23 protein-coding genes are annotated in these 25,086 nt (G+C 69.5%); 18 read left to right on the top strand and 5 right to left on the bottom strand.

The window, feature by feature from the left end:
- Window positions 1-277: 277 nt before the first annotated feature.
- From AB0H52_RS29145 to AB0H52_RS29100, 10 genes are all read left to right on the top strand, one after another.
- Window positions 278-1,504 (top strand): argininosuccinate synthase, encoded by a 1,227-nt coding sequence (locus AB0H52_RS29145; RefSeq protein WP_151492497.1) that lies wholly within the window; start codon window positions 278-280, stop codon window positions 1,502-1,504.
- Window positions 1,504-2,526, top strand: coding sequence for a hypothetical protein (locus AB0H52_RS29140; RefSeq protein ID WP_357951449.1), 1,023 nt, complete (start codon window positions 1,504-1,506; stop codon window positions 2,524-2,526). Before AB0H52_RS29145 ends, AB0H52_RS29140 begins: the two co-directional genes overlap by 1 nt.
- Window positions 2,523-3,944 carry an argininosuccinate lyase gene (gene argH, locus AB0H52_RS29135; protein ID WP_225854775.1) on the top strand — a complete coding sequence of 474 codons (1,422 nt, stop codon included), beginning with the start codon at window positions 2,523-2,525 and terminating at the stop codon, window positions 3,942-3,944. Before AB0H52_RS29140 ends, argH (AB0H52_RS29135) begins: the two co-directional genes overlap by 4 nt.
- Window positions 3,941-4,720: a phytanoyl-CoA dioxygenase family protein gene (locus AB0H52_RS29130; RefSeq protein WP_357951447.1), complete on the top strand. Its 780-nt coding sequence runs from the start codon at window positions 3,941-3,943 to the stop codon at window positions 4,718-4,720. Before argH (AB0H52_RS29135) ends, AB0H52_RS29130 begins: the two co-directional genes overlap by 4 nt.
- A 157-nt stretch (window positions 4,721-4,877) precedes the next feature.
- A complete protein-coding gene (locus AB0H52_RS29125; RefSeq protein WP_192580461.1) occupies window positions 4,878-5,897 on the top strand; it encodes an ATP-grasp domain-containing protein in 1,020 nt (339 codons plus the stop codon).
- Window positions 5,887-7,074, top strand: coding sequence for an ATP-grasp domain-containing protein (locus AB0H52_RS29120; RefSeq protein WP_192580460.1), 1,188 nt, complete (start codon window positions 5,887-5,889; stop codon window positions 7,072-7,074). Before AB0H52_RS29125 ends, AB0H52_RS29120 begins: the two co-directional genes overlap by 11 nt.
- Window positions 7,075-7,120: 46 nt before the next feature.
- Window positions 7,121-8,533 carry an argininosuccinate lyase gene (gene argH / locus AB0H52_RS29115; RefSeq protein WP_357951444.1) on the top strand — a complete coding sequence of 471 codons (1,413 nt, stop codon included), beginning with the start codon at window positions 7,121-7,123 and terminating at the stop codon, window positions 8,531-8,533.
- Window positions 8,530-9,720: an MFS transporter gene (locus AB0H52_RS29110; protein WP_151492493.1), complete on the top strand. Its 1,191-nt coding sequence runs from the start codon at window positions 8,530-8,532 to the stop codon at window positions 9,718-9,720. Before argH (AB0H52_RS29115) ends, AB0H52_RS29110 begins: the two co-directional genes overlap by 4 nt.
- A gap of 139 nt (window positions 9,721-9,859) precedes the next feature.
- On the top strand, window positions 9,860-10,789 hold the full coding sequence (locus AB0H52_RS29105; RefSeq protein WP_357951442.1) for a fatty acid desaturase: 930 nt from the start codon (window positions 9,860-9,862) through the stop codon (window positions 10,787-10,789).
- A gap of 147 nt (window positions 10,790-10,936) precedes the next feature.
- Window positions 10,937-11,071 carry a hypothetical protein gene (locus AB0H52_RS29100; protein WP_255473752.1) on the top strand — a complete coding sequence of 45 codons (135 nt, stop codon included), beginning with the start codon at window positions 10,937-10,939 and terminating at the stop codon, window positions 11,069-11,071.
- A gap of 45 nt (window positions 11,072-11,116) precedes the next feature.
- Here the strand turns inward: AB0H52_RS29100 and AB0H52_RS29095 are convergent, their stop codons facing one another.
- Window positions 11,117-11,959 (bottom strand): hypothetical protein, encoded by an 843-nt coding sequence (locus AB0H52_RS29095; protein WP_151492914.1) that lies wholly within the window; start codon window positions 11,957-11,959, stop codon window positions 11,117-11,119.
- Between the two features lie 516 nt (window positions 11,960-12,475).
- Window positions 12,476-13,789 carry a reverse transcriptase family protein gene (locus AB0H52_RS29090; RefSeq protein ID WP_357951439.1) on the bottom strand — a complete coding sequence of 438 codons (1,314 nt, stop codon included), beginning with the start codon at window positions 13,787-13,789 and terminating at the stop codon, window positions 12,476-12,478.
- A 285-nt stretch (window positions 13,790-14,074) separates the two neighbouring features.
- Between AB0H52_RS29090 and AB0H52_RS29085 the strand changes: the two genes are divergently transcribed.
- Genes AB0H52_RS29085 through AB0H52_RS29055 form a run of 7 tightly spaced genes read left to right on the top strand, consistent with a single transcriptional unit; the run spans window position 14,075 to window position 19,512 of the window.
- Window positions 14,075-14,611: an RNA polymerase sigma factor gene (locus AB0H52_RS29085; protein ID WP_357951437.1), complete on the top strand. Its 537-nt coding sequence runs from the start codon at window positions 14,075-14,077 to the stop codon at window positions 14,609-14,611.
- Window positions 14,608-15,393 carry a zf-HC2 domain-containing protein gene (locus AB0H52_RS29080; RefSeq protein WP_357951435.1) on the top strand — a complete coding sequence of 262 codons (786 nt, stop codon included), beginning with the start codon at window positions 14,608-14,610 and terminating at the stop codon, window positions 15,391-15,393. The genes AB0H52_RS29085 and AB0H52_RS29080 overlap by 4 nt, the downstream gene beginning before the upstream one ends.
- Window positions 15,390-16,145, top strand: a complete 756-nt coding sequence (locus tag AB0H52_RS29075; RefSeq protein WP_357951433.1) for an ABC transporter ATP-binding protein — start codon at window positions 15,390-15,392, stop codon at window positions 16,143-16,145. Before AB0H52_RS29080 ends, AB0H52_RS29075 begins: the two co-directional genes overlap by 4 nt.
- Entirely contained in the window at window positions 16,142-17,416 is a 1,275-nt protein-coding gene (locus AB0H52_RS29070; protein ID WP_357951431.1) for a hypothetical protein, read from the top strand. The genes AB0H52_RS29075 and AB0H52_RS29070 overlap by 4 nt, the downstream gene beginning before the upstream one ends.
- A complete protein-coding gene (locus tag AB0H52_RS29065; protein WP_357951429.1) occupies window positions 17,413-18,051 on the top strand; it encodes a hypothetical protein in 639 nt (212 codons plus the stop codon). Before AB0H52_RS29070 ends, AB0H52_RS29065 begins: the two co-directional genes overlap by 4 nt.
- Window positions 18,052-18,088: 37 nt before the next feature.
- Window positions 18,089-18,670, top strand: a complete 582-nt coding sequence (locus tag AB0H52_RS29060; RefSeq protein WP_357951427.1) for an RNA polymerase sigma factor — start codon at window positions 18,089-18,091, stop codon at window positions 18,668-18,670.
- Window positions 18,667-19,512: a hypothetical protein gene (locus AB0H52_RS29055; protein ID WP_357951425.1), complete on the top strand. Its 846-nt coding sequence runs from the start codon at window positions 18,667-18,669 to the stop codon at window positions 19,510-19,512. The genes AB0H52_RS29060 and AB0H52_RS29055 overlap by 4 nt, the downstream gene beginning before the upstream one ends.
- A 39-nt stretch (window positions 19,513-19,551) precedes the next feature.
- On the opposite strand, the gene AB0H52_RS29050 is transcribed toward AB0H52_RS29055, so the two are convergent.
- A complete protein-coding gene (locus AB0H52_RS29050) occupies window positions 19,552-20,112 on the bottom strand; it encodes a hypothetical protein (protein WP_357951423.1) in 561 nt (186 codons plus the stop codon).
- Between the two features lie 520 nt (window positions 20,113-20,632).
- Between AB0H52_RS29050 and AB0H52_RS29045 the strand changes: the two genes are divergently transcribed.
- Window positions 20,633-21,823 (top strand): IS110 family transposase, encoded by a 1,191-nt coding sequence (locus AB0H52_RS29045; protein ID WP_357951421.1) that lies wholly within the window; start codon window positions 20,633-20,635, stop codon window positions 21,821-21,823.
- A 290-nt stretch (window positions 21,824-22,113) separates the two neighbouring features.
- Here the strand turns inward: AB0H52_RS29045 and AB0H52_RS29040 are convergent, their stop codons facing one another.
- Together AB0H52_RS29040 and AB0H52_RS29035 are read right to left on the bottom strand one after the other, a co-directional pair.
- Window positions 22,114-22,773 carry a reverse transcriptase family protein gene (locus AB0H52_RS29040; protein WP_357951419.1) on the bottom strand — a complete coding sequence of 220 codons (660 nt, stop codon included), beginning with the start codon at window positions 22,771-22,773 and terminating at the stop codon, window positions 22,114-22,116.
- The gene (locus AB0H52_RS29035) at window positions 22,737-24,962 is read right to left on the bottom strand and encodes a hypothetical protein (protein WP_357951417.1); all 2,226 of its coding nucleotides are present in this window, start codon (window positions 24,960-24,962) and stop codon (window positions 22,737-22,739) included. Before AB0H52_RS29035 ends, AB0H52_RS29040 begins: the two co-directional genes overlap by 37 nt.
- Between the last annotated feature and the right edge of the window lie 124 nt (window positions 24,963-25,086).

Below are 25,086 nucleotides of genomic sequence, written 5' to 3'. Positions count from 1 at the left end.
ACCCGACATCACCGAAGCCACCCGCTGGGCAGCCCGCAACATGACCAGGCCATTCACCATCCTCGGCCTCACATCGTGATCATGAAACGGCCGTGATGATTTAGGTCACCGATAATGGGATGTCGAGGCCCGGATCGTTGTGGCAGCATCAATCCCGCAACGGACCGTGATATGCCGATCGAATCCTTTCTGTCCGGTCGGGATCTGGCGGCCGCCGGTCGCTTCGTCGACAAATTTGTCAGAGTCGACACAGTTATCAGAGAAGATTGGCTCACGCATGGGCAAGAACAAGCCGCGCAAGATCGTGCTGGCGTTCTCCGGAGGGCTCGACACCTCGGTCATCCTCAAGTGGCTGCAGATGGAGTACGACGCCGAGATCGTCACCTTCACCGCGGACCTCGGCCAGGGTGAAGAGGTCGAGATCGCTCGGCAGCGAGCCCTGGCCCTCGGGGTCAAGCCGGAGAACATCTACATCGAGGACCTCCGCGACGAACTGGTCCGCGACTTCGCCTTCCCGATGTACCGGGCGAACGCCGCCTACGAGGGCTACTACCTGATGGGCACCCCGATCGCCCGGCCGCTCGTGGCGAAGCGGCAGATCGAGATTGCCCGGGAGGTCGGCGCCGACGCAGTGGCCCACGGTGCGACCGGCAAGGGCAACGACCAGCTGCGCTTCGAGCTCGGCTACTACGCCCTCGCGCCGGACATTCAGGTGGTCGCGCCGTGGCGGGAGTGGGGCATGGCCGGGAGAGCCGACCTGATCGCGTTCGCCGACCGGCACGGTATCGAGGTCGCGAAGGACAAGCGCGGCGAGGCACCGTACTCCGCCGACGCGAACATGCTGCACATCTCCTGCGAGGGCAAGACCCTAGAGGATCCCTGGCTCACCCCCGACGACGACGCGTGGGTGCGGGTTACTTCGCCGGAGGACGCCCCCGACGAGCCGACCACGATCGAGGTGGAGTTCGCCCAGGGTGACCCGGTCGCGATCGACGGAGAGAAGCTGGACCCGGTGACGCTGCTCACCCGGCTCAACGAGCTCGGCGCGGCGAACGGCATCGGCCGCATCGACATCGTCGACACCCGGTACGTCGGCATCAAGTGCCGTGGCCTGTTCGAGAACCCCGGCGGCACGATCTGGCAGGTCGCCCACCGCGCCGTGGAGTCGATCACGCTGGACCGGGGCGAGTCGCACCTCAAGGACGAGCTGATGCCGCGCTACGCGGAGCTGGTCTACAACGGCTACTGGTTCGCCCCCGAGCGCGAGATGCTGCAGGCGCTCGTCGATAAGAGCCAGGAGAGGGTCGACGGGGTGGTGCGGCTCAAGCTCTACAAGGGCAACGTCATCGTCGAGGGGCGCCGCAGCCCGAACTCGCTCTACAATCAGGACCTGGTCAGCTTCGAGGCTGGCGGTGACTACCGCCAGCACGACGCCACGGGTTTCATCAACATCAGTTCCCTGCGGCTGCGCCGGCTCGGCGAGGTACGCGGCGGCGCCCGATGATGGCCGTGACCAAGCGCCAACTATTGACGATCGACGATCTGACGGCGTACGAGATCCTGACGATCGTCGAGGTCGCCGACGCCTTGGAGAATCAGGCCCGCGACATCGGATATCTGCCGCCGCTGCTGCGCGGAAAATGCCTCGGAATGATTTTCGACGAGACGTCGCTGCGGACCCGGACCGCATTCGAACGCGCGATGGGTGATCTCGGCGGTCAGGCAATTCATTACAACGGGGCCGAGGCGCGTGTCGGACAGCACGCGAAGAAGACCGAGCACCTGCCCGATTTCGTGAACGTCGCGGGCCGTTTCAATGACGTCCTGCTGAGCCGGATCTACGACTTCGACACCCAGGAACGGATCTGTGAATTGTCACCGGTGCCGTTCATCAACGGTATGTGCGACAAGCACCACCCGACCCAGGCCCTGTGCGATCTGCTGACCGTGAAGCGGCACTTCGGACGGCTGGAGGGGATCTCCGTCGTGTTCGTCGGCGACGGGACGAACATCGCCCTCTCGCTCGCGCAGTCCGCCGCGAAGGTCGGGATGCGCTTCACCTGTGCCACGCCGGCCGAGTTCGCGCTGCCGGTGGAGCAGACCGCACGCCTGGCCGGCTTCACCGCCACGACCGACGCGCGGACCGCCATGGCCGGGGCCCACGTAGTGGTCGCCGACGCGTGGATCCCGATGAACAAGGCGCACGAGGCCGAGGAACGCCGGGCGGTCCTGGCGCCGTACCGGGTGACGCCGGATCTCATGGCGCTGGCCCGGCCGGAGGCGATCTTCCTGCACAACCTTCCCGCGTACCGGGGTGACGAGGTCGTGCCGGAGGTGATCGACGGACCGCAGTCGATGATCTACCCCGAGGCGGTCGCCCGGCTCCATGTCGCCCGGGCGCTGCTGCTCTCGTTGCTGCACCCAGACTGGTTCGGGATCGTGGCGGCGGCCGAGGCCGGTCCCGGGACCCTCGCCCGCCTGCTGTCCGAGCTGACAGAGCTTCCGGGTATGAAGGTGTCCGCATGACCACTGAGGCCAGGGCTGCCGCCGTACGCAGCATGGCGGCGATCGGTGCCAGTGCCCACTACGACGGCCGGCTCGCCCGATACGACGTACTCGTCTCCCGGGCCCACGTCACGATGCTGCTCCGGCAGGGCATCGTCGAGTCCGAGATCGGCACCACGCTGCTGGCGACCCTCACCGAACTGGACGACCTGCTCCGGGCGGGCGGCAGTCCGCTCGACCCTGGCGCCGAGGACGTCCACACGGCGGTCGAGGAGTACCTGGAGGCGCGGATCGGCCCCGGCGCGGGTTGGCTGGGGACCGCCCGCGCCCGCAACGATCTCGCCGTCACCGCGCTGCGGCTCTGGCTGCGCGACCGGACGACCGAGCTCGGCGCGAAGATCCTCGCGGTGGTGGACGCGCTTGTCACGCAGGCCGAGCGGCACGCCGCGACCGTCATGCCGGGCTTCTCGCACCTGCAGGTCGCCCAGCCGCTGACGTTCGGCCACGTGTGCCTGGCGTACGCCGCGGCCTTGCTGCGCGACGCGGAGCGGATGCTCACCGCCCGCGCCGCGCAGGACGAGTGCCCGCTGGGTTCCGCGGCCCTGGCCGGCACCGGCTTCCCGATCGACCGGAAGGCGGTGGCGGAGGCACTCGGGTTCCGATCCCCGACGTTGAACTCGCTGGACAGCGTCGGCGACCGGGGGTTCGCCCTCGACTTCCTGAACGCCGGCTCCTGTCTGGCGCTGGACCTGTCCCGGCTCGGCGCGGAGCTGGTCTTCTGGTCGTCGCAGCCGGTCGGGCTGGTCCGCCTCCCCGACGAGCTGGTGACCAGCTCGTCGGCGCTGCCGCACAAGCGCAACCCCGACGCGGCCGAGTTGCTGCGCGGCAAGAGCGGCCGGGTCCTCGGCAACCAGCACACCCTGCAGACAGTGGTCAAGGGACTGCCGCTGAGCTACTTCCGGGACCTGCAGGAGGACAAGGAGCCGCTGTTCGACAGCGCCGACACCCTGGCGACGGCGCTGGACACGGCGCTCGCGCTGGTCACGCTGCTGGAACCGGACGCCGCGGCGATGCGCCGGGCCGTCGACGTCGCCTTCCTCACCTCCAGCGACCTCGCCGACTGGCTGACCCGCGAGCGCGGCGTCCCCTTCCGCGAAGCCCATCACCTGGTCGCGGCGCTGGTCCGCCTGGCCACGCAACGGGGAACCACGCTCACCGGGCTCTCACCCGAGGACCGGCTCGGCGTCGACCCGCGGCTGGCGGGCGACTGGCCCGACCTCTCCGTGGAGGCCTCGGTCGCCGCCCGCGACAGCCCGGGCGGTACCGCGCCGAAGCGGGTCGCCGAGGCTGCGGCCGCGCTGCGCTCCCGCCGGGCCGAACTCGCCCAGCGCATCGACGAACACTGCGTCATCGTGTACGAAGGAGAGACCGGGAAGTGACCACGAACGATCTGGCGGCCAGCCGGGAGCAGTACCGTACGGCCGGCTACACCGTGCTGACAGGCCTCTATACCGCGGACGAGATCGAGGGCTTCCGGCAGGAGTGCGCCCGGCTCTGGACCCTCGACGGGCTCGACGACGACCTGAACCTGCGTACGGAGTTCCGGCGCGGTCCCGACGGCAGATACATCTTCGACCGTCTCGACCCGGTCCTCGACATCTCGCCGGCGCTGAGCCGCGCGGCGACGCACCCGGCGCTGCTCGGGGCGCTTCAGGCCGTCCTCGGCGGCGCCGCCAAGCTGGTGAAGTGCAAGCTCATCCGCAAGGAACCGGGCACGAACGGCTACGCCGCACACCAGGATTTCCTGTATTGGCGCTGGCTCGACAAGCACCCGGAGACGCTGTTCACGGTGGCCATCAACCTCTATCCGAGCGACGAGCGCTCCGGCGGGATCGGATTCTACCGCGGTGCCCACCACGAACTGATCCCCGGGCCCGGCGGCGACACCGAGGCTGACTGCGACCCGGCCCGGCTCGACCCGTCCACCGTCGAGGTCCCCGCGCTGGACGCCGGCGACGTCCTGGTCTTCCACTCGCTGGCCCCGCACTTCAGCAGCCGCAACGACAACGACCGCCCGCGGACCATCCTGCTGCCGAGCTACTGCGTGACCGACGAGTCCGGGCTCTACGACAAGTACTACAAGCGCGAGATCGTACGGCGCTGCGAGGAGTTGGTCGGCTTCGAGCGGTACTTCGCGCGCAGCGAGGCGTTCTGACATGCATGTCCTGTTGCTCCACCCCGTGGCAACGTGGTCGCTCGGCCGCGTCGCCGCAGTGTGCGGCCGCGAAGGCTGGCCGCTGACGATCGTGACGATCGAGAGCTCGACCGTCGCCGACACGACGCCGGTGCACGAGTGGATCAGAGTGCCTGCCTTGTCCGATTCCCCCGAGGTGCTGCTGGCGCAGATGGGGGACCGGCAGTTCGGCGCGGTCGCCGCCGGCAACGAGTTCGCGGTGATCGCGGCCGACGTGCTGGCTCGGGAGTTGGGCGTTCCGCACAACGACGTGGCCGGGATCCGCGCCTCCCGCAACAAGTCACTCATGCGGGAGATGTTCGCCCGGCAGGGCGTGCCGCAGCCGGCCACTGTCGCCCGGCTCGCCTCGCCGGCCGAGAGCGCCGGGCTGGACTGGTCTTCGGTGACCTTCCCGGTGATCGTGAAGCCGGTCGACATGGCCATGAGCCTGTTCGTCCGCAAGTGCGACTCTCGGGAGGAGGTCGACGAGACGCTGACGCGGATGGCGGCCTTCACGACGTCGCGGCTGACGAACTACGAGTTCACTGCGGGCGCGCTCGTCGAGGAGTTCGTGGACGGGCCCGAGTTCAGCCTCGAATGTGTCGTGCAGGACGGCCGAGTGGTGACGCATGCGCTCACCCGCAAGTTCGTGTCCGCGCTGCCGGCCTGCTACGAGATCGGTCACCGGTCCGGCACCGAGATCCCGCAGCGGCACCGGGACCCGCTGCTGGGGGCGGCCGAGCGCATCGCCGCAGGCTGGGGTATGCCGCAGGGGGTGATGCACGTGGAGCTGAAGATGACCGACGAGCGGCTGGCCGTCATCGAGGCCGCCGCCCGGCCGGCCGGCGGGCACGTGCCGGAGATCGTCGAGCTGCAGCACGGGCTGTCGCTGGAGGAGGCCTACCTGTTCGCCCGCGCCGGCCGGCCGTGGAAGGGCACGCCGGCGCAACCGGCCGGGACATGGCACGGGATCCGCTTCCACTTCGACGAGCGCACCGCCGTGCCGCGCCCGGACAGCGTCGAGGTCGTCCGGGTCACCGAGGACGCGGAGGGCGTCGTACCCGGCGCGGAGCCGTTCTCGGTCAACCGCCGCACCGGCTACTCGGTGCTGCGCGGCTCGTCGCTGGATGAGCTGGACGGATACCTCGGTGCCCAATGAGCCCCGGGTCGTCGTCGTGGGCGGCGGCCCCGGCCTGTGCGACCGCCTCCGACAGGCGAGGGCGCAGATCACGCTGGTCGACACCCCGGCCGGGCACGACCCGGCACTGCTCCGCATCGCCCGCCGTACCATCCTGACCGGGTACGACGACCCGGCGCTGATCCCGGCACTGGCGGCGATCCACCGCGACGACCCGTTCACCGCCGTGTTGTCGTTGACCGAGCCGGGGCTGCTGCCCGCGGCCCGGATCGCGGCGGCCCTCGGGATCGAGGCCGTACCGCCGGAGGTCGTCGGCCGTACGCGCGACAAGCTCGCCATGCGCCACCGGCTGCGGGAGGCGGGCTTCTCGGACGCCCCCGCGACGGTCGTGGCCGACGCCGCCGCCGTCCGCGCGTTCGGCGACGAGCACGGCTACCCGGTGATCGTGAAGCCGCGGCATGGGCAGGGCAGCGAGAACGTGGCGTGCTTCCGGGGCCCCGGCGACATCGTCATGCCGCCCCCCGGTGCCGACGACTACCTCGCCGAGCCGTACTTCGCCGGCCCGGAGTACTCGGTCGAGGCGTTCAGCCACGCCGGCGAGCACCGCATCGTCGCGATCACCGGCAAGCTCACCCAGGACGACGACCCCGACAACCCGTTCGTCGAGATCGGCCACGTGGTTCCGGCGCCGCTCCCGGCGGCGGCCGCGGCGACGATCGAGGCGTACGTGAGCGCGTTCCTCGACACCATGGGGATCGCCGACGGCTGCACCCACACCGAGGTACGCCTGACCCCGACCGGACCGCAGGTCATCGAGACGCACACGCGCGTCGGCGGCGATTCGATCCCCACGCTCGTCCGGCAGGCCACCGGCCACGACCTGCTCGACATGCTGGTGGACTGGACGCTGCGCCGGTCCGGGCCGGGCGAGCCCTCGCCGGGGGCACCCGGTGCCGCCGCGATCCGCTACTTCACGCCGCCTCCCGGCCGGGTTACCGCAGTCCACGGGCTGCAACGCCGCCAAGGGTTGCCGGGCGTCCTGAAGGTGCACCTGCCCCTGCGGCCCGGCGACACAATCCCGGCCGTCAAGGACTCCCGGAGCCGGGCCGGATACGTGATCGCGGTAGCCCCGGACACCGACCGGGCCGTTGCCCTATGCCGAAAGGTCATCACCGGGATCACGATCGAGGTCGGGTAACGTGCCCCCGGATTTTCAATACCAATTCACGACAGGCGGCATAACGGTGCAGGACGAAACAAACAAGGGCGGCGGACTGATCCGGGGTCGGTTCGACGAGGGCCTCGACGACGTGATGGCGAAAATCAACGCCTCCATCGGGTTCGACCGCCGGATGGCCTCGCAGGACATCGACGGCTCCGCCGCCCACGTCACGATGCTCAACGCCCAGAAGATCATCTCTGTGGAGGACGCCGACGCTATCAAGGCCGGGCTGACGACGATCCGCGAGGAGATCGCCTCGGGCCGCTTCACCTATTCCGTGGAGCTCGAGGACATCCACATGAACGTCGAGGCCCGCCTCGGCGAGCTGATAGGCGCCGCCGCCGGCCGGCTGCACACCGCCCGTAGCCGCAACGACCAGGTGGCCACGAGCTTCCGGCTCTGGGTGCGCGACGCCCACGACCGGGCGCTGGAGCTGGTCCGCACCCTCATCGAGGTGCTGGTCGAGCAGGCCGCACAGAACGCCGGCACGATCATGCCCGGCTACACCCACCTGCAGAGCGCGCAGCCCGTGTCGTTCGGTCACCACCTGATGGCGTACGTCGAGATGTTCGGGCGTGACCACGGACGGCTCAGTGACGCCCGTACCCGCATGAACGAGTCCCCGCTGGGGGCGGCCGCCCTGGCCGGCACGTCCTTCCCGATCGACCGTGACCTGACCGCGGACCTGCTCGACTTCGCCCGGCCGATGCGCAACTCCCTGGACGCGGTCTCGGACCGCGACTTCGCCATCGAATACCTGTCGGCGGCCGCGCTGTGCATGACGCACCTATCCCGGCTCGCCGAGGAGATCGTGCTGTGGATGTCGCCGCAGTTTGGCTTCATCACGATGTCGGACCGGTGGACGACCGGCTCGTCAATCATGCCGCAGAAGCGGAACCCGGACGCCGCCGAGTTAGTCCGGGGCAAGACCGGCCGGGTGCACGGCTCGCTGACCGGCCTGCTCGGGGTCATGAAGGCGCTGCCGCTGACGTTCTCCAAGGACATGCAGGAGGACAAGGAGCAGACCTTCGACGCCGCCGACACCCTGGAACTCTGCCTCAAGGCCATGATCGGCATGCTGCGGGACCTGCGCCCTAAGCCCGAGGCCATGCTGGCTGCGGCCGGCAGCGCCCACTCGACGGCGACCGACCTCGCCGACTGGCTGGTCCGGGAGCTGGGTCTGCCGTTCCGGGAGGCCCACCACATCACCGGACGCCTCGTGCGCCTGGCCGACGAGCACGGCAGCGACCTGGCCGGGCTGTCGCTGCAGGACATGCACTCGGTCGACGCCCGCATCACCGACGCGGTCTTCACCGTCCTCGGCGTCGAGGACTCGGTCGTCTCCCGCCGCAGCTACGGCGGCACCTCACCCGAGTGCGTCGCCCGCGAGGCCGAACAGTGGCGCGCCCGGATCGAGGAATTCCGGGCCGGATGACGACCTACCGAGCGCTCTTCGCCGTACGCGAGTTCCGGGTCCTGTTCGTCGTCCGGCTCTTCGCCATGACCGCCGTCGTCGTCTCCGGGCTGGCGCTGGGCACCGTCATGTACGACGAGACGGGTTCGCCGTTCCTGACGGCGGTCTCGCTCTTCGGCGGCCCGCTGGTGCAACTCCTGTCGGCCCGCTACCTGCTGGCCTCCTCCGACCTGCTGCGCCCGCGGACGGCGATGGTCTTCATGGCGTGCGTGGCACTGGCCATGGCGTCGCTGCAGATGATCCCGGGCCTGACCTGGTGGGCCCGCTTCCTGATCCTTGCCGGCGGCTACGTGGCGCTGTCCGCGACCTCGGGCGCGGTCATCGCGCTGCTGTCGGACATCGTGCCCAAGCAGTCGTTCATCCTGGCCCGGGCCACCCTGAACATCACCGTCGGCGGCATGCAGATCATCGGGTACGGCATCGGGGCCGTCCTGCTCGCGGCGGCGTCGACGACCTGGCTGTTCCGGATCGCGGCCCTGGTCAGCATCGTCGCGGGCGGGACGGCCCGACTCGGGCTGCCCGACCTGCCGGCACGCGCCTCGGGCAAGGTCGTCGCCCGTAGCCGCGCCGTCAACCGCGAACTGCTCACCTCGCCGTCGCTGAGGCCGCTGTTCCTCATGATGTGGGTGCCCAACGGGCTGGTCGTGGGCTGCGAGGCGCTGTTCATCCCGTACGCCACCGACCGGGCCGGATACCTCTTCGCCGCCGGAGCCGTCGGCATGCTGGCCGGCGACGTCATCGTGGGCCGCTTCGTCCCCGAACACCGCCGCGACCGGCTCATCCTGCCGATGCGCCTACTGCTAGCGGTGCCGTTCCTCGTGTTCCCGCTGTCGCCGCCGGTGCCGCTGGCGGCAGTGCTCGTCGGGCTCTCCGCCTTCGGATACTCGGCGTCGCTGCCCCTGCAGGAGCGACTCGTCCACGCCACCCGCGACGACGTACGCGGCCAGGCGTTCGGCCTGTCCACCACTGGCCTGCAGGTCGGCCAGGCCATCGGTGCCTTGGTCGCCGGAGCCTTGGCCGAGGCGCTGGCCGGTATGCGCGGCGTCGGGTTGGCGATGGCGGCGATGGCCGTGATGTCGCTGCTCGTCGTCGCGGCGCTCGTCGATGGACTGAGGCGCTCGCAGCCCGCCGAGGTGCTCGCAGCCTGACGATGCCGGCCCCGGAACGCGTTTCCCGGGGCTACCCGAAATCCATTTCCCAGGACCGCCCGACCGATTTTAGAACCGGGTTGTCTACCCGCTTGCCCATTTTCCGGCCCGCAACACGCATTCCCGGGGGAAAAACCACATGTCACAGACCGCGATCTCGCCACGGCTGCTGTTCCAGCGAGCCACCGTACGACCCCGGGACGAGGCCGTCTTCATCGTCAAGCTGCTGGTCCTCGCCGTGCTCACCGCCGCCGGTGCCTGGTGCGCCCTGCAGCCGACGGTCGCGGTGACGGTGGCCGGCGTGGTGCTGCTCGGACTCGCCTACACCCATGCCGTGGGGCTGCAGCACCAGTGCCTGCACCACTCGGCGTTTCGCCGCTCCCGGCTGCACCGGATCGTCGGCGTGCCGCTCGGTCTGCCCCTGATGGTCGCCTACAGCCACTACCGGGTACGCCACCTGCAGCACCACCGCGCCCTCGGCACGCCCGACGACACCGAGTTCTTTGGCTTCGACACCCGGCAGCCGCTCACCGCCGGCACCCTCGTGCGCGGCTTCATCGACCTGCGTCGCCTCGCCGCCGTCGCCCGAGACACGGCCCAGTGCGTCGCCGGCTGCTGGGAGTACGACATGGGCCAGATCTCCCCGCGCAGCCGCAAGGCGATCGTCACCGAATACCGGCTGCTTGCCGCGGCCGCCGTCCTGCTGCTGGTTGCCTGCGCCCTCGGCGGTGGCGAATGGGTACTTCGGCTGTGGCTACTCCCCCTCGTCGTCGCCATGCCGATGCATTTCCTGGTCGAACTGCCCGAGCACATCCTGTGCGACACCGAGAGCATCGACGTACTGCGCAACACCCGCTCGATCACCGGCAGCCCGCTGACCACCTGGTTCACCAACGGCAACAACCTGCACATCGAGCACCACGCCGCGATGAACGTGCCCATTAGCCGGCTCCGGGAACGCCACGGCGAGGCCCGAGAGCTGGGCCTTCACGTGCAACGCACGTACGCGGATTTCTTCTTGATCGTTGCCCGGGAGATCTGGAGGAACCGCGACCGTTCCCGCGCCTGAGCCCCAGATCCTCGACTCCGATCACGGCGTCCGGGCGTGGCCGCCAGCGGATTCCAGAGTGGTGCCCTTGACTTCGCCAAGGCCCACGGCATCGCGTGCGTACGGCTGGTCGACAACGCCTGGACGTGCATCTCGCGTCACACCGCTATGACGACCCCACCCGCGCTCACCGGCGCGTACTCCGGCTACGCGATGACGTCCGACGGCGAGGGAGAGTACGAGTTCACCCTGCTGACCGGCAGCGCCGAGAACAGACGCTCAACATTGATCACAACGGCCTAATGCGCCGGGCGATGGCACCGAGCCAGACAGCCGGCGTCCGGGCAATCAGGCCCAGACTCTGGCCTCCCTGGCAAAGCACGGCCAGGGCCGCGTGCCGGCAGCGAACTCACCGCTGAGCATCGCGGCGACCTGCCGGCTCCAGGTGCCGAGATCAATCAGCTCGAGCATCAGCTCCGCGATTGCGGCGAAGTTCAGGGACGTCGACGAGAGCCGGCCGCCCGACCGTGCGGCCACGTTTAACAACGGCTTCGAGGGATCTTCGGTGCCGTCGAGAAGCTGCAGCCAGGACGCTTCGACACCGGCCTTGGCCAGCGAGTCGATGATCTTGTTCGGATTCATGCAGACGGCGAAGAACATGCCGTCGGCGATGAGGCTGGCCGCAACCACGGCCTCGATCGGGTAAATCGCCCAGGGTGGGCGCACGAGAGTACGACCAGCCTGGTCGATGCTCAGCAGCGTCAGCGTGTGCCCAGGGTGGTCGGCGCCGATGCGGCGGCAGACCCGAGCGAGTTCGGCGCTGAACCGACTGCCGAACTCCTCAGCGGTGTACCGGCCGGCGGCGGTGAATTGACTGGCCGCCACGACCGCGCGACCGGACGAGACCACGCCTCCGGCGATACCCGTCCGCGCATGCGCCAAGGCGAGGATGTCACGCAGGCCCGCCAAGTCGGTGCGGTAATCGATGGTGGTGCGTACTGGTACGTAGCCGCTGGGCAACGTGCCGGTCTCGTCGGCGAGGACCTGCGAGGTGTCGGCCAGCAGCCGCTCCTGGGCAGGAAGCCGATACCGCTGATTGGTCTTGATCTCGCGGAGCCAGGCCCAGCCGTCACGGTCGAGGACGGTGAGGTCGCCAACACGGATGACGTTGGTCAGGTCGTGGTGCAGCACGAACTCTTGGCTCTCGCGCCAGACGGGGACGCGGCGACGCTGAAGGCGTGTATGGACGGAACGTCTTTGATCATCGATGATGTGCGCGGTGTGTGCTCTCCAGCGGATGCCAACCGGGGCGAACCGGTGCCAACGCGGGTCACTGCAGCCGACCGCCGGTCGCAAACCGGGGATCGTGTGCTCGGCGTGTGGTCCTGGGCTGGGAGAACGGCGGTCCGGGGAACGTGGGCCACTCCCTGCCACCCCAGGTGAACCCCCAGGTCGCTAGACTAGGCCCTCGCGCCCTCGTAGCTCAGGGGATAGAGCATCGGTTTCCTAAGACGACGCTCTATCTGTACCCATAGGCTGATGACCTGCGGGTTCCTATTCCGTGTTCACATTAGTGCGTCGCACGCGGGTGTTGCTGTGCTCGCTTGCTGAAGATCAGCAGGGCGGGCGTAAGTCCTGCTTAGGACCTGCTTCGGTCGTGCGATTCGTCCTTGCCGTGATCCGGTGAAGTTGCCGTGCCGCGTCAGTTTACGGTGCCGCGAGAGCTCGGGCCAGCAGCGTGGCGAGTTTGGCTGCGCGTGCCGGGTGGTGATGACCGACCCAGGTAACTCGTCCGATGAGGTACTGGGCGAAGTCGGGGTGGCCGGTCCGGTTTTGCGCGGCGAGGCCGGTGCGGGCGGCGTTGTGGAGGATGGCGCGGAGTTGGTCGTACTCGTCGCGGGGTGTGGCGAGGTGGTGGTTGACGACGAGTCCGGCGAGGAGTTGCCGGTCGGCCTGGCCACGGACGCGGGTCTTACCTGTGTGGACTTGGAAGCCCTCGCCGCGGGCGATGTCGGTGACGGCGGCGATCAGGTCGTCGATGCGGCGGGTGGTGAGGTCGCCGGAGAAGGCGAGGTCGTCGGCGTACCGGGTGTAGGTGATCTCGAAGGCGTCGGCGAGGCCGGTGAGGCGTCGGTCGAGTCGATAGGCGCACAGGTTGGCCAGTGCCGGTGAGGTGGGCGCGCCTTGGGGCAGATGGCCGGTGCGCAGCGCGGCGAGCCGGGTGGCCCGGTGCGCCAGGTCGGTGGGTGCGCGGCGGAGGACGGGGTGCGGCGTGCGGGTGGTGCAGAGTCCGGTGAGGGTGTGGGCGACGGGTTCGGGGTAGCCGGCGGTGCGGAACAGGCCGTGAACGCGGGTGGCGGGGATGTGGGTGAAGAAGGCGAGCAGGTCGATCCGGACGACGACCGGTTGTGCGGTGTGGGCGGCTGCGAAGGTGTGTGCGGAGCGGCCGGGTACGAAGCCGTGGGCGGCGGGATGGACCGGGATTCGGCCGAGGATCTCCGTGAGGAGCCGGCGTTGCAGGGCGCGCAGCCGGGACTTCGGTGCCTCGATCAGCCGGCCGTGGTCGGTCCACCGGTAGTGGTAGTGGTGCAGCCGGTGGGCGGTGGCGCGGCGGTTCATGGCCCGTCGGTCGGCGTACCAGTCGAGGTGCTCGATGCTCAGGTCGAGCATCGAGGCCAAGTCGCCGACGGTGTCGACGACGGGGGTGTGCCAGGGGCGGCGGACGGTGCGGGTCGGCGTCACGGGCCGCGCGCGGATGACGATCGGTCGCTGGTGCTGGCGGGCGGCGGTGACTGCCGCGCGGAGCGGGTCGAGGGTGCTCAGGAACGTGGCCAGCTCGCGTGGCCGGTCGGTGGGTGGGCGCGGGTAGGCGACCAGCGCCGCATCGGCGACCGGCCACAGCCATCGCCGCCGGACCCCGAGGACGAGTCCGCCCTGGTCGACGAGATCGGCGCGGCGCCAGCCGTCACCGGCGAGGAACGCGTCGGCGAGCGCAATGGCCAGGGCGTGAATGGTGGTCACGATCGGGCCGATGGTGGCAGCGTGCCCCGACGATGCCCGGTCGTGCGGGTGCACAGGCTCGCGGAGCGTGCCGACGCACCTGTGGTGTGGTGCCGAGGTGAGTGGTCCGTCCCCGGGGTTGCCCCGGAGAGACCGTGACCGGACCCCGCGTGGGGGAGCGGCCTGGCCAGCTCGGGACACGCTGCCATGGGAGCAGCGTAGAGAACGGAGACCGTCATCGGTGTCCGCGATGGGTGTGGCGCGGCGGAGAGAACCGTTTCGTCGAGTGCTGCGTCCTAACCTTGCGTGATGGATGTGGACGACGAGGAGCTGTTGCGCCTCGTCGGGAGGGGTGACCGCGGGGCGTTCGACGTGCTGTACGCGCGTAACGCGCCGTGGTTGGTGTTGCGTCTGCGCCGCCGGTGCCGGGATCCGGAGTTGGTCCGGGAGGTGGTGCAGGAGACGTTCCTGACGGTGTGGCGGGCTGCGGCCGGCTACCGCGGGGACGGTGCGGCGGTGGGTTGGCTGTGGGCGGTGGCCGCCGGTCGGCTGATCGACGCGCGGCGTCGTGCGTTGGTTCGTCCGCAGAGTGTGGGGGCGCCGGGTGACGACGTGTTGGCGTGGTCTCCGTCGGCGGAGGACGAGGCCTTGGCCGGCGCGTACGACGCCGAGTTGGAGCGTGCGCTGCACCGGTTGGCGCCGGAGTTGCGGGCGGTGTTGCAGGCGACGGTGCTGGACGGCCTGACGGTGCGGGAGGCCGCGGTGTTGCTGGGTGTGCCGGAGGGCACGGTGAAGACCCGGGCGATGCGGGCGCGCCGCGAGTTGAGGGCGGCCCTGTCATGACCGGGTTCCACGTTGACGCCGGGGTGCTGGCGGCGTACGCCGAAGGCGGCCTCGCTGATGTTGACGCGTGGTCGGTGGAGGCGCACCTCGACCGCTGTGTGGCCTGCCGGACGAGCATCGCATCGGACGCGTCGACGGCTTCGGTGGTGGAGGCGGTCGCGGTGTCGCTGGGCGGCCGGTTGCCGCGGCAGGGGCGGGTGCGGCGGGCGACCGGGTGGCGGCGGGTCAGGGTGTTGGTGGGTGCGGGGCCTGCGGCGCGTGCGGCGTGGTTGCTGTCGGTGGCCGTCACCGGGGTGCTCACCGCGGGGTTGGCGGTCAGTCCGACGGTGGTCCCGCCGTGGCTGCTCCTGCTCATTGCGCCGGCGCTGCCCGCTGTCGGTACGGCCCTGTCGTACGGGCCGCGGACCGATCCGCTGCACGAGCTGGTGGCGGGGACGCCGCAGGGCGGCCTGCGGATCGTGCTGTGGCGCACGCTTGCCGTGCTCGCGGTCGCGGCGCCCGTCGCGGTCTTGGCCGGCGCGGTGACGGGCATCGGTACGCCGGGGCTGTGGCTGCTTCCCTGCGTCGCGTTGACCGTGCTGACGTTGGCGCTCGGCTCGTTGGTCGAGCCCGCGTACGCCGCGCTCGCGGTGGCAGGGGCGTGGGCGGTGGTGGTGCTGGCGCCGCCGGTCGGCGGTGTGGCGGTCCTGGTGTCAAGCGGTTCGGGCTGGCTGGTCGTCACCGCGGTGGCCGCGGTGGTGGTGTATGTGCGTCGGGAACGGGTGGGAAGGCAACCGGCATGACGACGGTGAGCGTCGACGGCCTGCGGGTCAGCTACGGCAAGCGAGTCGTCTTCGACGACCTGGACCTCGAGCTGGGGGTGGGGGTGCATGGGTTGCTCGGCCCGAACGGCGCCGGCAAGACCACCCTGATGCGGGTCCTGGCCACGGTGCTTCGCCCCGACCGAGGTGAGGTCCGGCTGCTGGGCCACCACATCGGGAACCCCCCGGCGTTGCGGCAGGCGCGCCGCCAGTTGGGTTACCTGCCGCAGGCGTTCGGGTTCTACCCGCGCTTCACCGTGCGCGAGTTTGTCGAGTACTTCGCCTGGCTGAAGGAGATGCCGCCGGCGCGGATTGCGCTGGCGGTGGACCGGGCGATCGAGCGGGTCGGTCTGCTGGAGCGCGCCGATGATCGGTTGAAGCACCTCTCCGGCGGGATGCTGCGCCGCGCCGGCATCGCCCAGGCCATCGTGAGCGACCCTCGGCTACTGCTGTTGGACGAGCCGACCGCCGGCTTGGACCCGGAGCAGCGGGTGCAGTTCCGGGCTCTGCTGCGGGAGCTGGGCCTGGATGCCGTGGTGCTGGTCAGCACGCACCTGGTGGAGGACGTCGTGGCGGCGTGCACCCGGGTCAACCTGGTTGACGGCGGGCGGCTGGTCTTCACCGGCCTGCCCGACGAATTGATCGCCGCCGGTGGGGACGGTGACAGCGGCGACTCCCCGATCGAGCGGGGCTATACGGCGGTGCTGCGCGACGCGCGGACGGCACCGCGGTGAGGCGCGCGCTGAGGGTGGAGCTACGCCGCGGTACGGCGCCTCTCGCCGCTGCGGCAATGTTCGGCGCCGGAGTGTGGATGCTGGCCGTGCACCCGGACGACTGGGGCGGCCGGTGGGCGGGTCTGGCGAACTATCTGCGGGTGTCGATGTTGATCCTATGCGCTCTCATGATCGCGGCCGGGGCGTGGCAGTCCGGGCGGGAACGGCGGCGCGACATCGACGAGCTGATCGCCTCGACCCCCCGCCCGGGCTGGCAACCACTGGTGGTGGCCTGGCTCGCCGTGACCGTGGCCGGTGCCGCCGGATTGCTGGTCGCGTTCGCCGGGGCGGCGGTGCTGGTAGCGCGGGTCGCGACGTACACCGGCGGAGGCTGGTGGTGGACCCTGGCCGTCGGTGTCCTCGCCCTGGCCGCCGCCACCGCGGTCGGCGTCGCCGTCGGCCGGCTCGTGCCGCTGCGCGTGGCCGCCCCGATCGCCGGCCTCGCCACCTACCTGGGCCTGGCCATCGTCGTCTACTGGGACGGCACGTCCGCCGCGTGGCTCTCGCCGGTCTACGGCGGCTGGGCGGTGTATTCACTCGTCCCCGACCGGGTCACCGCGTTGCAGGCCGCCTGGCTGGTGGCCCTGACGGTCCTGCTGCTCGCCGCTGCCGCGCGGCAGCGGCGAGCAGCCCTGCTGGCTGGCGGACTCGCCGTCGCCGTCATCGTGCCGATCATCACCGGACCGGGCACCTATCGCCTCCCGGCCGACCCGGCCGCGGTGGAGCTGGTGTGCACGAGCAGCGGCCCGCAGGTGTGCCTGTCCAGGATCAACGCCTTCCTGATCGACGACGTCACCGAGGTTGTGCAGCCCATCCTGGCCCGTCTCGACGGGATACCCGGAGCGCCCCGACGAGCCGCTGACCAGGCTGACCAGTCGGCTGGCCAGTCCATTGAACGGGATGACGGCACGGTCTGGCTCAACCTCGACTATCAGTCCACCGTGCTGGGCGGCCTGGCCAGCCGGAAGAGCCTGCGGGCGGACTTCGGGCAGGTGACCCGCGCCAGATGCGAAGACCCCTCCGGGGTTCGCGAGATCGACCAGCGGGTCTACCGGACCGGCACCCTGGCCACCGACTGGATGCTCGACGAGGCAGCCACCCCGGACGACGTGCCCCTCACCAGGCTCCGCTCACTACCAGAGCCAGCGCAGCGCGCCTGGTTCGCCGCCTACCTCGACGCCGCCCACCGGTGTGACACCTCGGCACTGATTCGCCTCGGCGAGCCGCAGTGACCGGCCGCCTGCTCACGCTGCACCTGCGCTCCCGGGGCGCTCCCACGTTCCTGGTCGGTGTCGGTGTCATCGCTCTGTTGGCCTGGGCCGCCGGAACGTGGCTCGCCAGCAGGCCCTACTTCGACGGACCCGCCGCCCGCGTCCCCGTGGTCGCACTCGCCCCGCTGCTGGCCGCACTCCTGCTCGGGCCCACCCTCGCCGGCGCCGATGAGGACCTCGAACGCAGCACACCCCTGCCGTGGCGGGCCTGGCGAGCCGGACACCTTCTCGTCGCCGCCCTCGTTACCGCCATGGCGCTCAGTGTGGCCGGACTGCGGGCACCCGACACGTACGGTGCACATGCGCTGGTGCGCAATGCTCTCGGCTGTGTCGGACTGGTCGCCGGCGGGGCGGTGCTGCTCGGCGCGCGGCTGGCGTGGCTGCCCGCCTCCGTCTACGTGTGCGCCGTCTACGCCGCCGCTCCGCGTCAGACCGGCGTCGTCGTTGCGGCTTGGGCTTGGCCGATTCAGCCCTCCACCATCACCGCATCCTGGTTGACCGCTGCCACGATCTTCATCGTCGGTGCGGCGGGATACGTGCACGCCGGGTCTCGCGCCCCGGCCGTCCGCCGCTTCCGTTCGGGAGGTGCGCCGTGATCTGCAACAGAGTCGGCGTGAGCGGCCATAGTGTGGTGTGAGGCATCAGGTACGACCGTCGGACGAGGATCTCTGGTCCTCGATCGCCGCCGGTGACGAGTTGGCGTTCGGTCGGCTCTTTGACCGGTACTCCCGTCCGGTCTACAACCACGCGTTCCGGCTGACCGGGTCGTGGTCGACGGCTGAGGACGTCACCCAGGCGACGTTCCTCGTCGCGTGGCGCCGCCGGCACGACGCCCGACTGGTGGACGGCTCGGCGTTGCCGTGGTTGCTGGTCGTCGCCACCAACGCGGTCCGCTCCGAGTGGCGGTCGGCGCGCCGGTGGTTGGCGCTGCTACGACGTCTACCGGCGGAGCGGTACGCCGAGGGCGACCTCGCCGAGGAGGTTTCCGCGCGGCTCGATGACGAGCGGCGGATGACCGAGGTCCTCTCGGTGGTCCGCCGGCTGTCACCGGCGGAGCGGGAGGCGGTGGCGTTGTGTCTGTGGTCCGGCGTGTCGTACCCGGACGCGGCATCCGTGTTGGGCATCAGCGAGGTGGCGGTGCGGTCGAGGGTGAGTCGCGCGCGCAGCCGCCTGACCCGCCTGCTGCCCGAGGAGCTTCTGGAGGAGAACCGGTGAACAACATTCTCGACCTGCCCGCGGAGCGGGACCTGCCGCCGGAGGCGGCGCACGCGATGCGGGCCCGGATCCTCGGCTTCGCGACCCCGCCTCCGGCGCGTACTCCCCGACTGAGGATCGCCGTGGCCGTGGCGGTACTGCTGGCCGTGGCATCTGGTGCCGCGGCGGTGGTGTGGGACCGGCCGGAGCGCTCGACCGTGCAGGTGTTGGCCATGGGGGCCGGGGAGCTGTCGCCGACGCTGCAGGATGCGGCCGAGCGGTGCCTGCAATGGAACTCCCCGCAACGGCAGACCCGCCAAGACCCGGAAAAGCGACCCGTCCCAGTGTCCCTGGCCGACCTCGCGGTGGCCACGGAACGAGGTGACCGCGCGCTGGTGTTGTTCATGAACGACATCGGCTACGCCACCTGCGACGTGGAAGGGGCGGGAACGGCCCGGGAGTCCGGCGGAGGCGCCACCGAGCCGTGGCTACACGGTGAATGGCTGCCCGGGCCGGTGCAGCGGCTGCTGCTGACCTCCACCGAGGCCGACGGCGGGGACGTCAGCGTCAGCGGCCGGGTCAGCAGCCGCGTCCACCGGCTCGTGCTCGATCACGGCGACGGCCACACCACCACAGCACGACTCTCCGAAGGCGCGTTCGGCCTGATGACCAGCGACTCCCCACTCAAGGCCGACAACGACCCTGAACTGGTCAGCTACGACGCCCACGGGACGGAGATCGACAGGCGCCCGCTGTTCCAGGCCGAAGACCAACTCGAGCACTGCTATACGGGCCCGAACGGGAAGCGGATCTACGGCAAACCGACCAGCGGCTGCCGTCCTGCCGAGAAGTGGGGGCGTTAGCCATGATCGGAGGCTGACCGCTGCCCGGGGCGAGGGTCGTCACTCGCGGGTCAGCCCCGGTGGCAGCGCGTCCTCGTCGGGTTGGACCTGGCGGGCGTTGGCCACGGGGTCGCGCTCCAGGGTGCGGATCAATGGTGCCGGGCCGCCGAGGCAGGTCCAGGTGTCGTCCCACAGCGCGGAGACCAGCCATGACCGGTCGGCGGGGAAGAACAGGTCGGGTAGCGCGCCGTACGGGTCGCGGATGTGCCCACCGGTGCGCCAGGTGAGGGCTTGCTCGGGGCCAGCCTGGACCAGCACGTAGGGCCAGTTCCAGTAGAGGAACACCCTGGGGGCGCGGGGGAAGACGATGTCGTGGGCGCCGGTGTCGAGGTAGGCCAGCCACCACGGCTGGTCGGGGGTGTGCGTGGTGAGGTCCTCGATCAGGGTCTGCTCGTAGGCGGTGGTGCTGACGTGGTCGGCCTGGTAGGTGGTGGCGTAGGCGTCGAAGACCGGTGGGATGGCGGTGGTGATCGAGACGCCGGCAGTGGTGTGACCAGCGATCCAACTCACGTCGGGGGCGGCGCCGATGCGCCAGCCCCGCCCGTCCTTGTTGACCTGCACACCGCCATTCAAGCCGCTGCAGCGACGGTTGGCGTAGGAATCAGGCCGGTCAAGGAACGGCGGCCCCCCGTTATGGGCAGTCACGCCGTGCGTCTTCCCCGCGCTCGATCGATCCCCGGCTCTCGCACATCCTGTCCGAGGCGCCGGCCAGCGACGGCGGGAGGCTGGGGTCGCCGTGCCCGCGGGGCCGGGGTGGGGATGGCTGTGTGTGTTCCGCCGTGATCGTGGCTGACTTCGAGGTGCCGCCCGCTTCCGTTCTCGCGGACGCGTTGGTTGAACGGGCACGACCCTGGTGGCCGTAATCCCTGATGCCCGGAGGCGGTGGGTATGGCTGCGTGTGTTTCGTCGAGATCGTTTGGCTGACGGTAGGAGATGCCACCCGCCGCTTCGTCGTCTGCGAGATTCGGTAGACCGCTGATGGAGATCCGCGACGTGCGTTCGCATCGTTAGAAGGTGCCGGCAAACCCGAACCCGCAGACGAGGGACCGACAGAGATCCGTTCAGATGAAGGAGTGCGAGGGTGGCGAAGTTGTGGATCGGCGTGGACATCGGCAAGACCCACCACCATGTCGCCGCCGTCGACGGCGATGGCCGGTTGGTCTACTCCCGGCGGGTCGCCAACGACGAGACCGCGCTCCTGACGGTGATGGCCGAGGTGTCGACGCACGGCCGTGCGGTCTGCTGGGCGGTCGACGTCACCACCGGCCTGTCCGCGCTGCTGCTGACCCTGCTGTGGCGCCGGCAGGTTCAGGTCCGTTACGTTTCCGGCACCGTCGCGTTCCACATGGCTGCTGCGTTCGCCGGGGAGAACAAGACCGACGCCCGCGACGCGGTGGTCATCGCGCAGACCATTCGCATGCGTCCGGACATCCCCGTCCTGGAACCGTCCGACCGGCTCCTCGCCGACCTCACCGTGCTCACGAGCTACCGCGCTGACCTCGTCGGCCAGCGCGTCGCCACTCTGTTCCGGTTGCAGGAGTTGCTCACCGGGATCAGCCCCGTGCTGGAACGCGCCGTGGACCTCAACCGGAAGGCCCCGATGATGGTCCTCGCGTGCTGGCAGACCCCGGCCGCGATCCGGCACGCCGGCGTCGACCGGATCACCGCCCTGCTCCGACGCGGCCACGTCAAGAACGCCATCCAGGTCGCCGAGGCGATGGTCGCCGCCGCCCGGCAGCAGACCGTCACGCTGCCCGGGCAGCGCGCCGCGGCCGTGGTGGTGGGGCAGATGGCCACCGAGATCCTCGCCCTGGAGCAGCGCATCGCCGCCGTCGACGACCTCATCGCCGAGCAGCTCGACCAGCACCCCTTGGCGCCGATCGTGGGGAGCATGCCGGGCATGGGCCCCCTGCTGACCGCCGAACTGCTCGTCCACACCGCTGGCATGAGCGAGTACGACAGCCCGGCGAAACTCGCTGCCCACGCCGGCTTGGCACCTGTTTCCCGCGACTCCGGAACGGTTTCCGGGAATCATCGCCAGCCTCGCCGCTTTCACCGTCGGCTGCGTCACATCTTGTGGATGGCCGCCTTCACCGCCGCCAGGGAATGCCCTGTCTCCCGCGCGTACTACGAGAAGAAACGCGCCGAAGGAAAGAACCACCGGCAAGCCATTCTCGCTCTCGCCCGGCGACGCGTCGACGTCCTCTGGGCACTCATCCGCGACGGCAAGACCTTCGCCCGGCGGGCACCAGCGGTCCGCGTCGCAGCCTGATCCAAATCGCGGCCCCGCCGAAGTGACCCCGGTCCCGCCGGCCATGCCACCCTGCGCACCAAGATCCACCGGAGTCACATGGAGACTCCTAAGACGACGCTCTATCTGTACCCAGAGGCTGACTACCTGCGGGTTCCTATTTTGTTTTCGTGTAAGTGGGTCGCACACGTGCGTCGCTGTGCTCGCCTGCGGAAGATCAGCAGAGCGGGTGTAAGTCCTGCTGAGGCCTCGCTTCGGGCGGTCCGACGTGCCCCTGCCGAGATCCGGTGAAGTTGCCGTGCTGGGCCAGTCTACGGTGCCGCGAGAGCGTGGGCCAGCAGCGTGGCGAGTTTGGCTGTGCGTGCCGGGTGGTGATGACCGACCCAGAGAACTCGTCCGATGAGGTATTGAGCGAAGTCGGGGTGGCCGTTCCGGTTCTGCGCGGCAAGGCCGGTGCGGGCAGCTTTGTGGAGGATGGCGCGGAGCTGGTCGTATTCGTCGCGTGGTGTGGCGGGGTGTTGGTTGACGACGAGTCCGGCGAGGAGTTGCCGGTCGGCCCGGCCACGGACGCGGGTCTTGGCTGGACGGACTCGGAACCCCTCGTCGCGGGCGATGTCGGTCACGGCGGCGATCAAGTCGTCGATGCGGCGGGTGGTGAGGGCGCCGGAGAAGGCGAGGTCGTCGGCGTACCGGGTGTAGGTGGTTTCGAAGACGTCGGCGAGACCGGTGAGGCGTCGGTCGAGTCGGTAGGCGCACAGGTTGGCCAGCACGGGTGAGGTCGGCGCGCCTTGTGGAAGGTGGCCGGTGCGCAGGCCGGCGAGTCGGGTGGCCCGGTGGGGTAGGTCGGTGGGTGCGCGGCGGAGGACGGGGTGTGGGGTGCGGGTGGTGCAGAGTCCGGTGAGGGTGTGGGCAACGGGTTCGGGGTAGCCGGCGTTCAGCGGTAGGTACCGACAGTGTCGACTTTGAGCCACCTCTGTGCGCGTGCGACGGTCAGGAGTGGCGGCGGCGATGTGGGGGAAGGGTTCGGCGAGAAGGTGCTTGGCGGGAAGCGCCGCCGGCGTTCTAGGCCTCGAGAGTCCCAAAGGGCGCGGATAGTTTCGTCGGCTGGGGCCGCGGGGGTGGACAGTCTTTCGAGCCAGCCGCGAGCGCCGACACGCAGCGCCACATCTGTGACCCCGAGGCGTCGGAGCTCGGGCAGCTGAGCGAACACCGACTGCCACTCGGTGAACAGAGAGGTGATCACGGGTTCTGTTGCAACGCACCACAGCGCGAGGACCCATTCGGCGCGGGCGAGGTCGCCGTCCATGGTCGTGTCGCCGTCCGCGCTCTCGATGGTCTTCAGTTGTTCGCGCCACCATTGTTGGTCGGTGGCGTTGGCGCGGGTCTCGGCGAGGAGGGTCGCCGGATGGCTGTTCGGCCCGAACGGTGTCGTTCCCGGGTGGCGGGTGAAGGCTGGCCTGTGGGGCGACGCTGCGCCGATGATGGCAATTTGGGAGGCCAGCCAGCAGCGACCGGTGTGCTCGAACAGCGCCGAAGCCGTGTTCGACCACGGGAACGTGCTCCCCTTCTCGCCGGCCCTGAACTTGCGCAGCGCGGCAGCGGCGGCAAGTGGTGAGCCGGACCGGCGCAAGTAGTTGATGGCCTCCTGGCGACGCCGTCGAGCGACGTCGTCGTCGGTGAAGCCCGTCGCCGAGGTGGCGAGGAAGCCCTCGGCTGCGAATGCGACCGCGATCTGTGCGGGTAGCGAACGTATCGAGCTGACATTCGGGCAGAGACCATCGAGTACGGCCTGGATGAGGTTGGCTTCGAACTTGCTGCCGGCGGGCGGTACGAGGCCGGTGTCGAGCACGAATTGGGCGACGAGCGGACGAGACAGGTCGACGCCGTCGAGATCCAGGCTGAAGCCGGCGGCCCCCTCACACCGGGCGGCCATCTCCAGCCAGGCATCCTCGTTGGGGCCGCTGACGGCGGTTTGCATGTGTTGGGCCCACCACTTGGTGAAATCGGTTCGCTGGTTGAGCAGTTCTCGAAGCGCACGCACAAGGCGAGTAATGTCCGGCTTGGTGGGATCGGCGGTGATCTGGCCCGTCAGCCGGATCCACGTGGGATCGGGGCCGTCTGAAGACGGAAGTTGAGGAATCTCTGGCAGCGGGACGATCTCCCGGCGTGCCAGGGCATCGAGAAGGACGTTAAGGTTCTGCTCGGCGCATAGGCTGCTCAGGACATCGCGGGCCTGGCGAGGACGGCTGGCGAACACCCCGTCGGTCAGGAGCGTCCACGCCGCTACCACGGATGGCGGGGCGCCATTTTCGGTGATCTCGTCACGTATGCCTTCGGCGAGGATGTAGACGTCCCCACCCTCGGCGCTCCCGCCGTAGAACCGCGCCGTGTTAAGCCAGTATGGACGCCGTAAGAGCTCACGAAAGACGCTGTTCCTATCAAATCCCCTGGTGTCCTCTCCGGCGTACCGGTACAGGAAGCGGGCGGCGAAGTACTCGCGCAGCGACAGCACCTCGAATTCGAAGGTCCCTTCGTCCTTGCTTGTCAGTGCCCAAAGCCGATCACTCGTCGCTTCGAACATCTCGTCCACGACCGACTCGGGCTTGCCGTAGGTGTACTGGAAGTGGCGGATGGCGGCCTTCAAGTCGGCGACCGACATCCGTGTGTTCACGCTGGCCTCTTCGCTTCGAGACTGAAGGTACCAGCCGAGAAACGGGACGATCTCACGTAGCTGCTTCTGATGCTTCCTCACGGACTCGGGGTGCTTGTTGGCCTCTCGAGCCAGTAGCAAATCCACGTAAGAGTCGTACAGTTCCGTGCGTTGAGTGGGCGTGGCTTCTCCGTGCTTGTGCAGGAGGTCGAGCAGGATGGTCAGCTGCATCGGGTTCCCGGCGAGTTCCCCGATGTAGGGTTCGGCGCTTTTGGCCCTGAAGTTCCCGCGCAGGGCCCGCCCTTCGCTCCCGTGGATGCCGCGGACCGTGCACCACTTCCGCAGGTACTCGTCGCGCTGCTTGGTGTCAAGCGGCTTCAAGACGAGTACTTCGAAGAGGTCAGCTGACGGTTCGGGGAGCTCATTGGTGCTGGGTCTTGTCGTGACGATGACCTTCGGCACACTCGGGTAAGCCTTGTTGCGGCGGCAGAACCGGTCGATGGCATCCACGACCGTCTCGCGCGTCTTCGGTCGCCCGACGGAGCCTGTCAAGTCAACTGAGACATTTTCTTGATTTTGTTTAGCTTTGTGCTGCTGGTTGGTTAAGCACAGGCGAGGCGGTGGTCTGTGCGGG

Source organism: Micromonospora sp. NPDC050695 (assembly GCF_040654415.1).
GTDB lineage: Bacteria > Actinomycetota > Actinomycetes > Mycobacteriales > Micromonosporaceae > Micromonospora.
Note: the sequence above shows the minus strand (reverse complement) of the source record. Positions and strands in the feature narration are given on the sequence as shown.

What these genes read in the sequence shown, in the direction of transcription:
- AB0H52_RS29145 (WP_151492497.1), top strand. Translation starts at nt 278, where the DNA reads ATGGGCAAGAACAAGCCGCGCAAGATCGTGCTGGCGTTCTCCGGAGGG.
- AB0H52_RS29140 (WP_357951449.1), top strand. Translation starts at nt 1,504, where the DNA reads ATGGCCGTGACCAAGCGCCAACTATTGACGATCGACGATCTGACGGCG.
- argH (WP_225854775.1), top strand. Translation starts at nt 2,523, where the DNA reads ATGACCACTGAGGCCAGGGCTGCCGCCGTACGCAGCATGGCGGCGATC.
- AB0H52_RS29110 (WP_151492493.1), top strand. Translation starts at nt 8,530, where the DNA reads ATGACGACCTACCGAGCGCTCTTCGCCGTACGCGAGTTCCGGGTCCTG.
- AB0H52_RS29105 (WP_357951442.1), top strand. Translation starts at nt 9,860, where the DNA reads ATGTCACAGACCGCGATCTCGCCACGGCTGCTGTTCCAGCGAGCCACC.
- AB0H52_RS29100 (WP_255473752.1), top strand. Translation starts at nt 10,937, where the DNA reads ATGACGACCCCACCCGCGCTCACCGGCGCGTACTCCGGCTACGCGATG.
- AB0H52_RS29080 (WP_357951435.1), top strand. Translation starts at nt 14,608, where the DNA reads ATGACCGGGTTCCACGTTGACGCCGGGGTGCTGGCGGCGTACGCCGAA.
- AB0H52_RS29075 (WP_357951433.1), top strand. Translation starts at nt 15,390, where the DNA reads ATGACGACGGTGAGCGTCGACGGCCTGCGGGTCAGCTACGGCAAGCGA.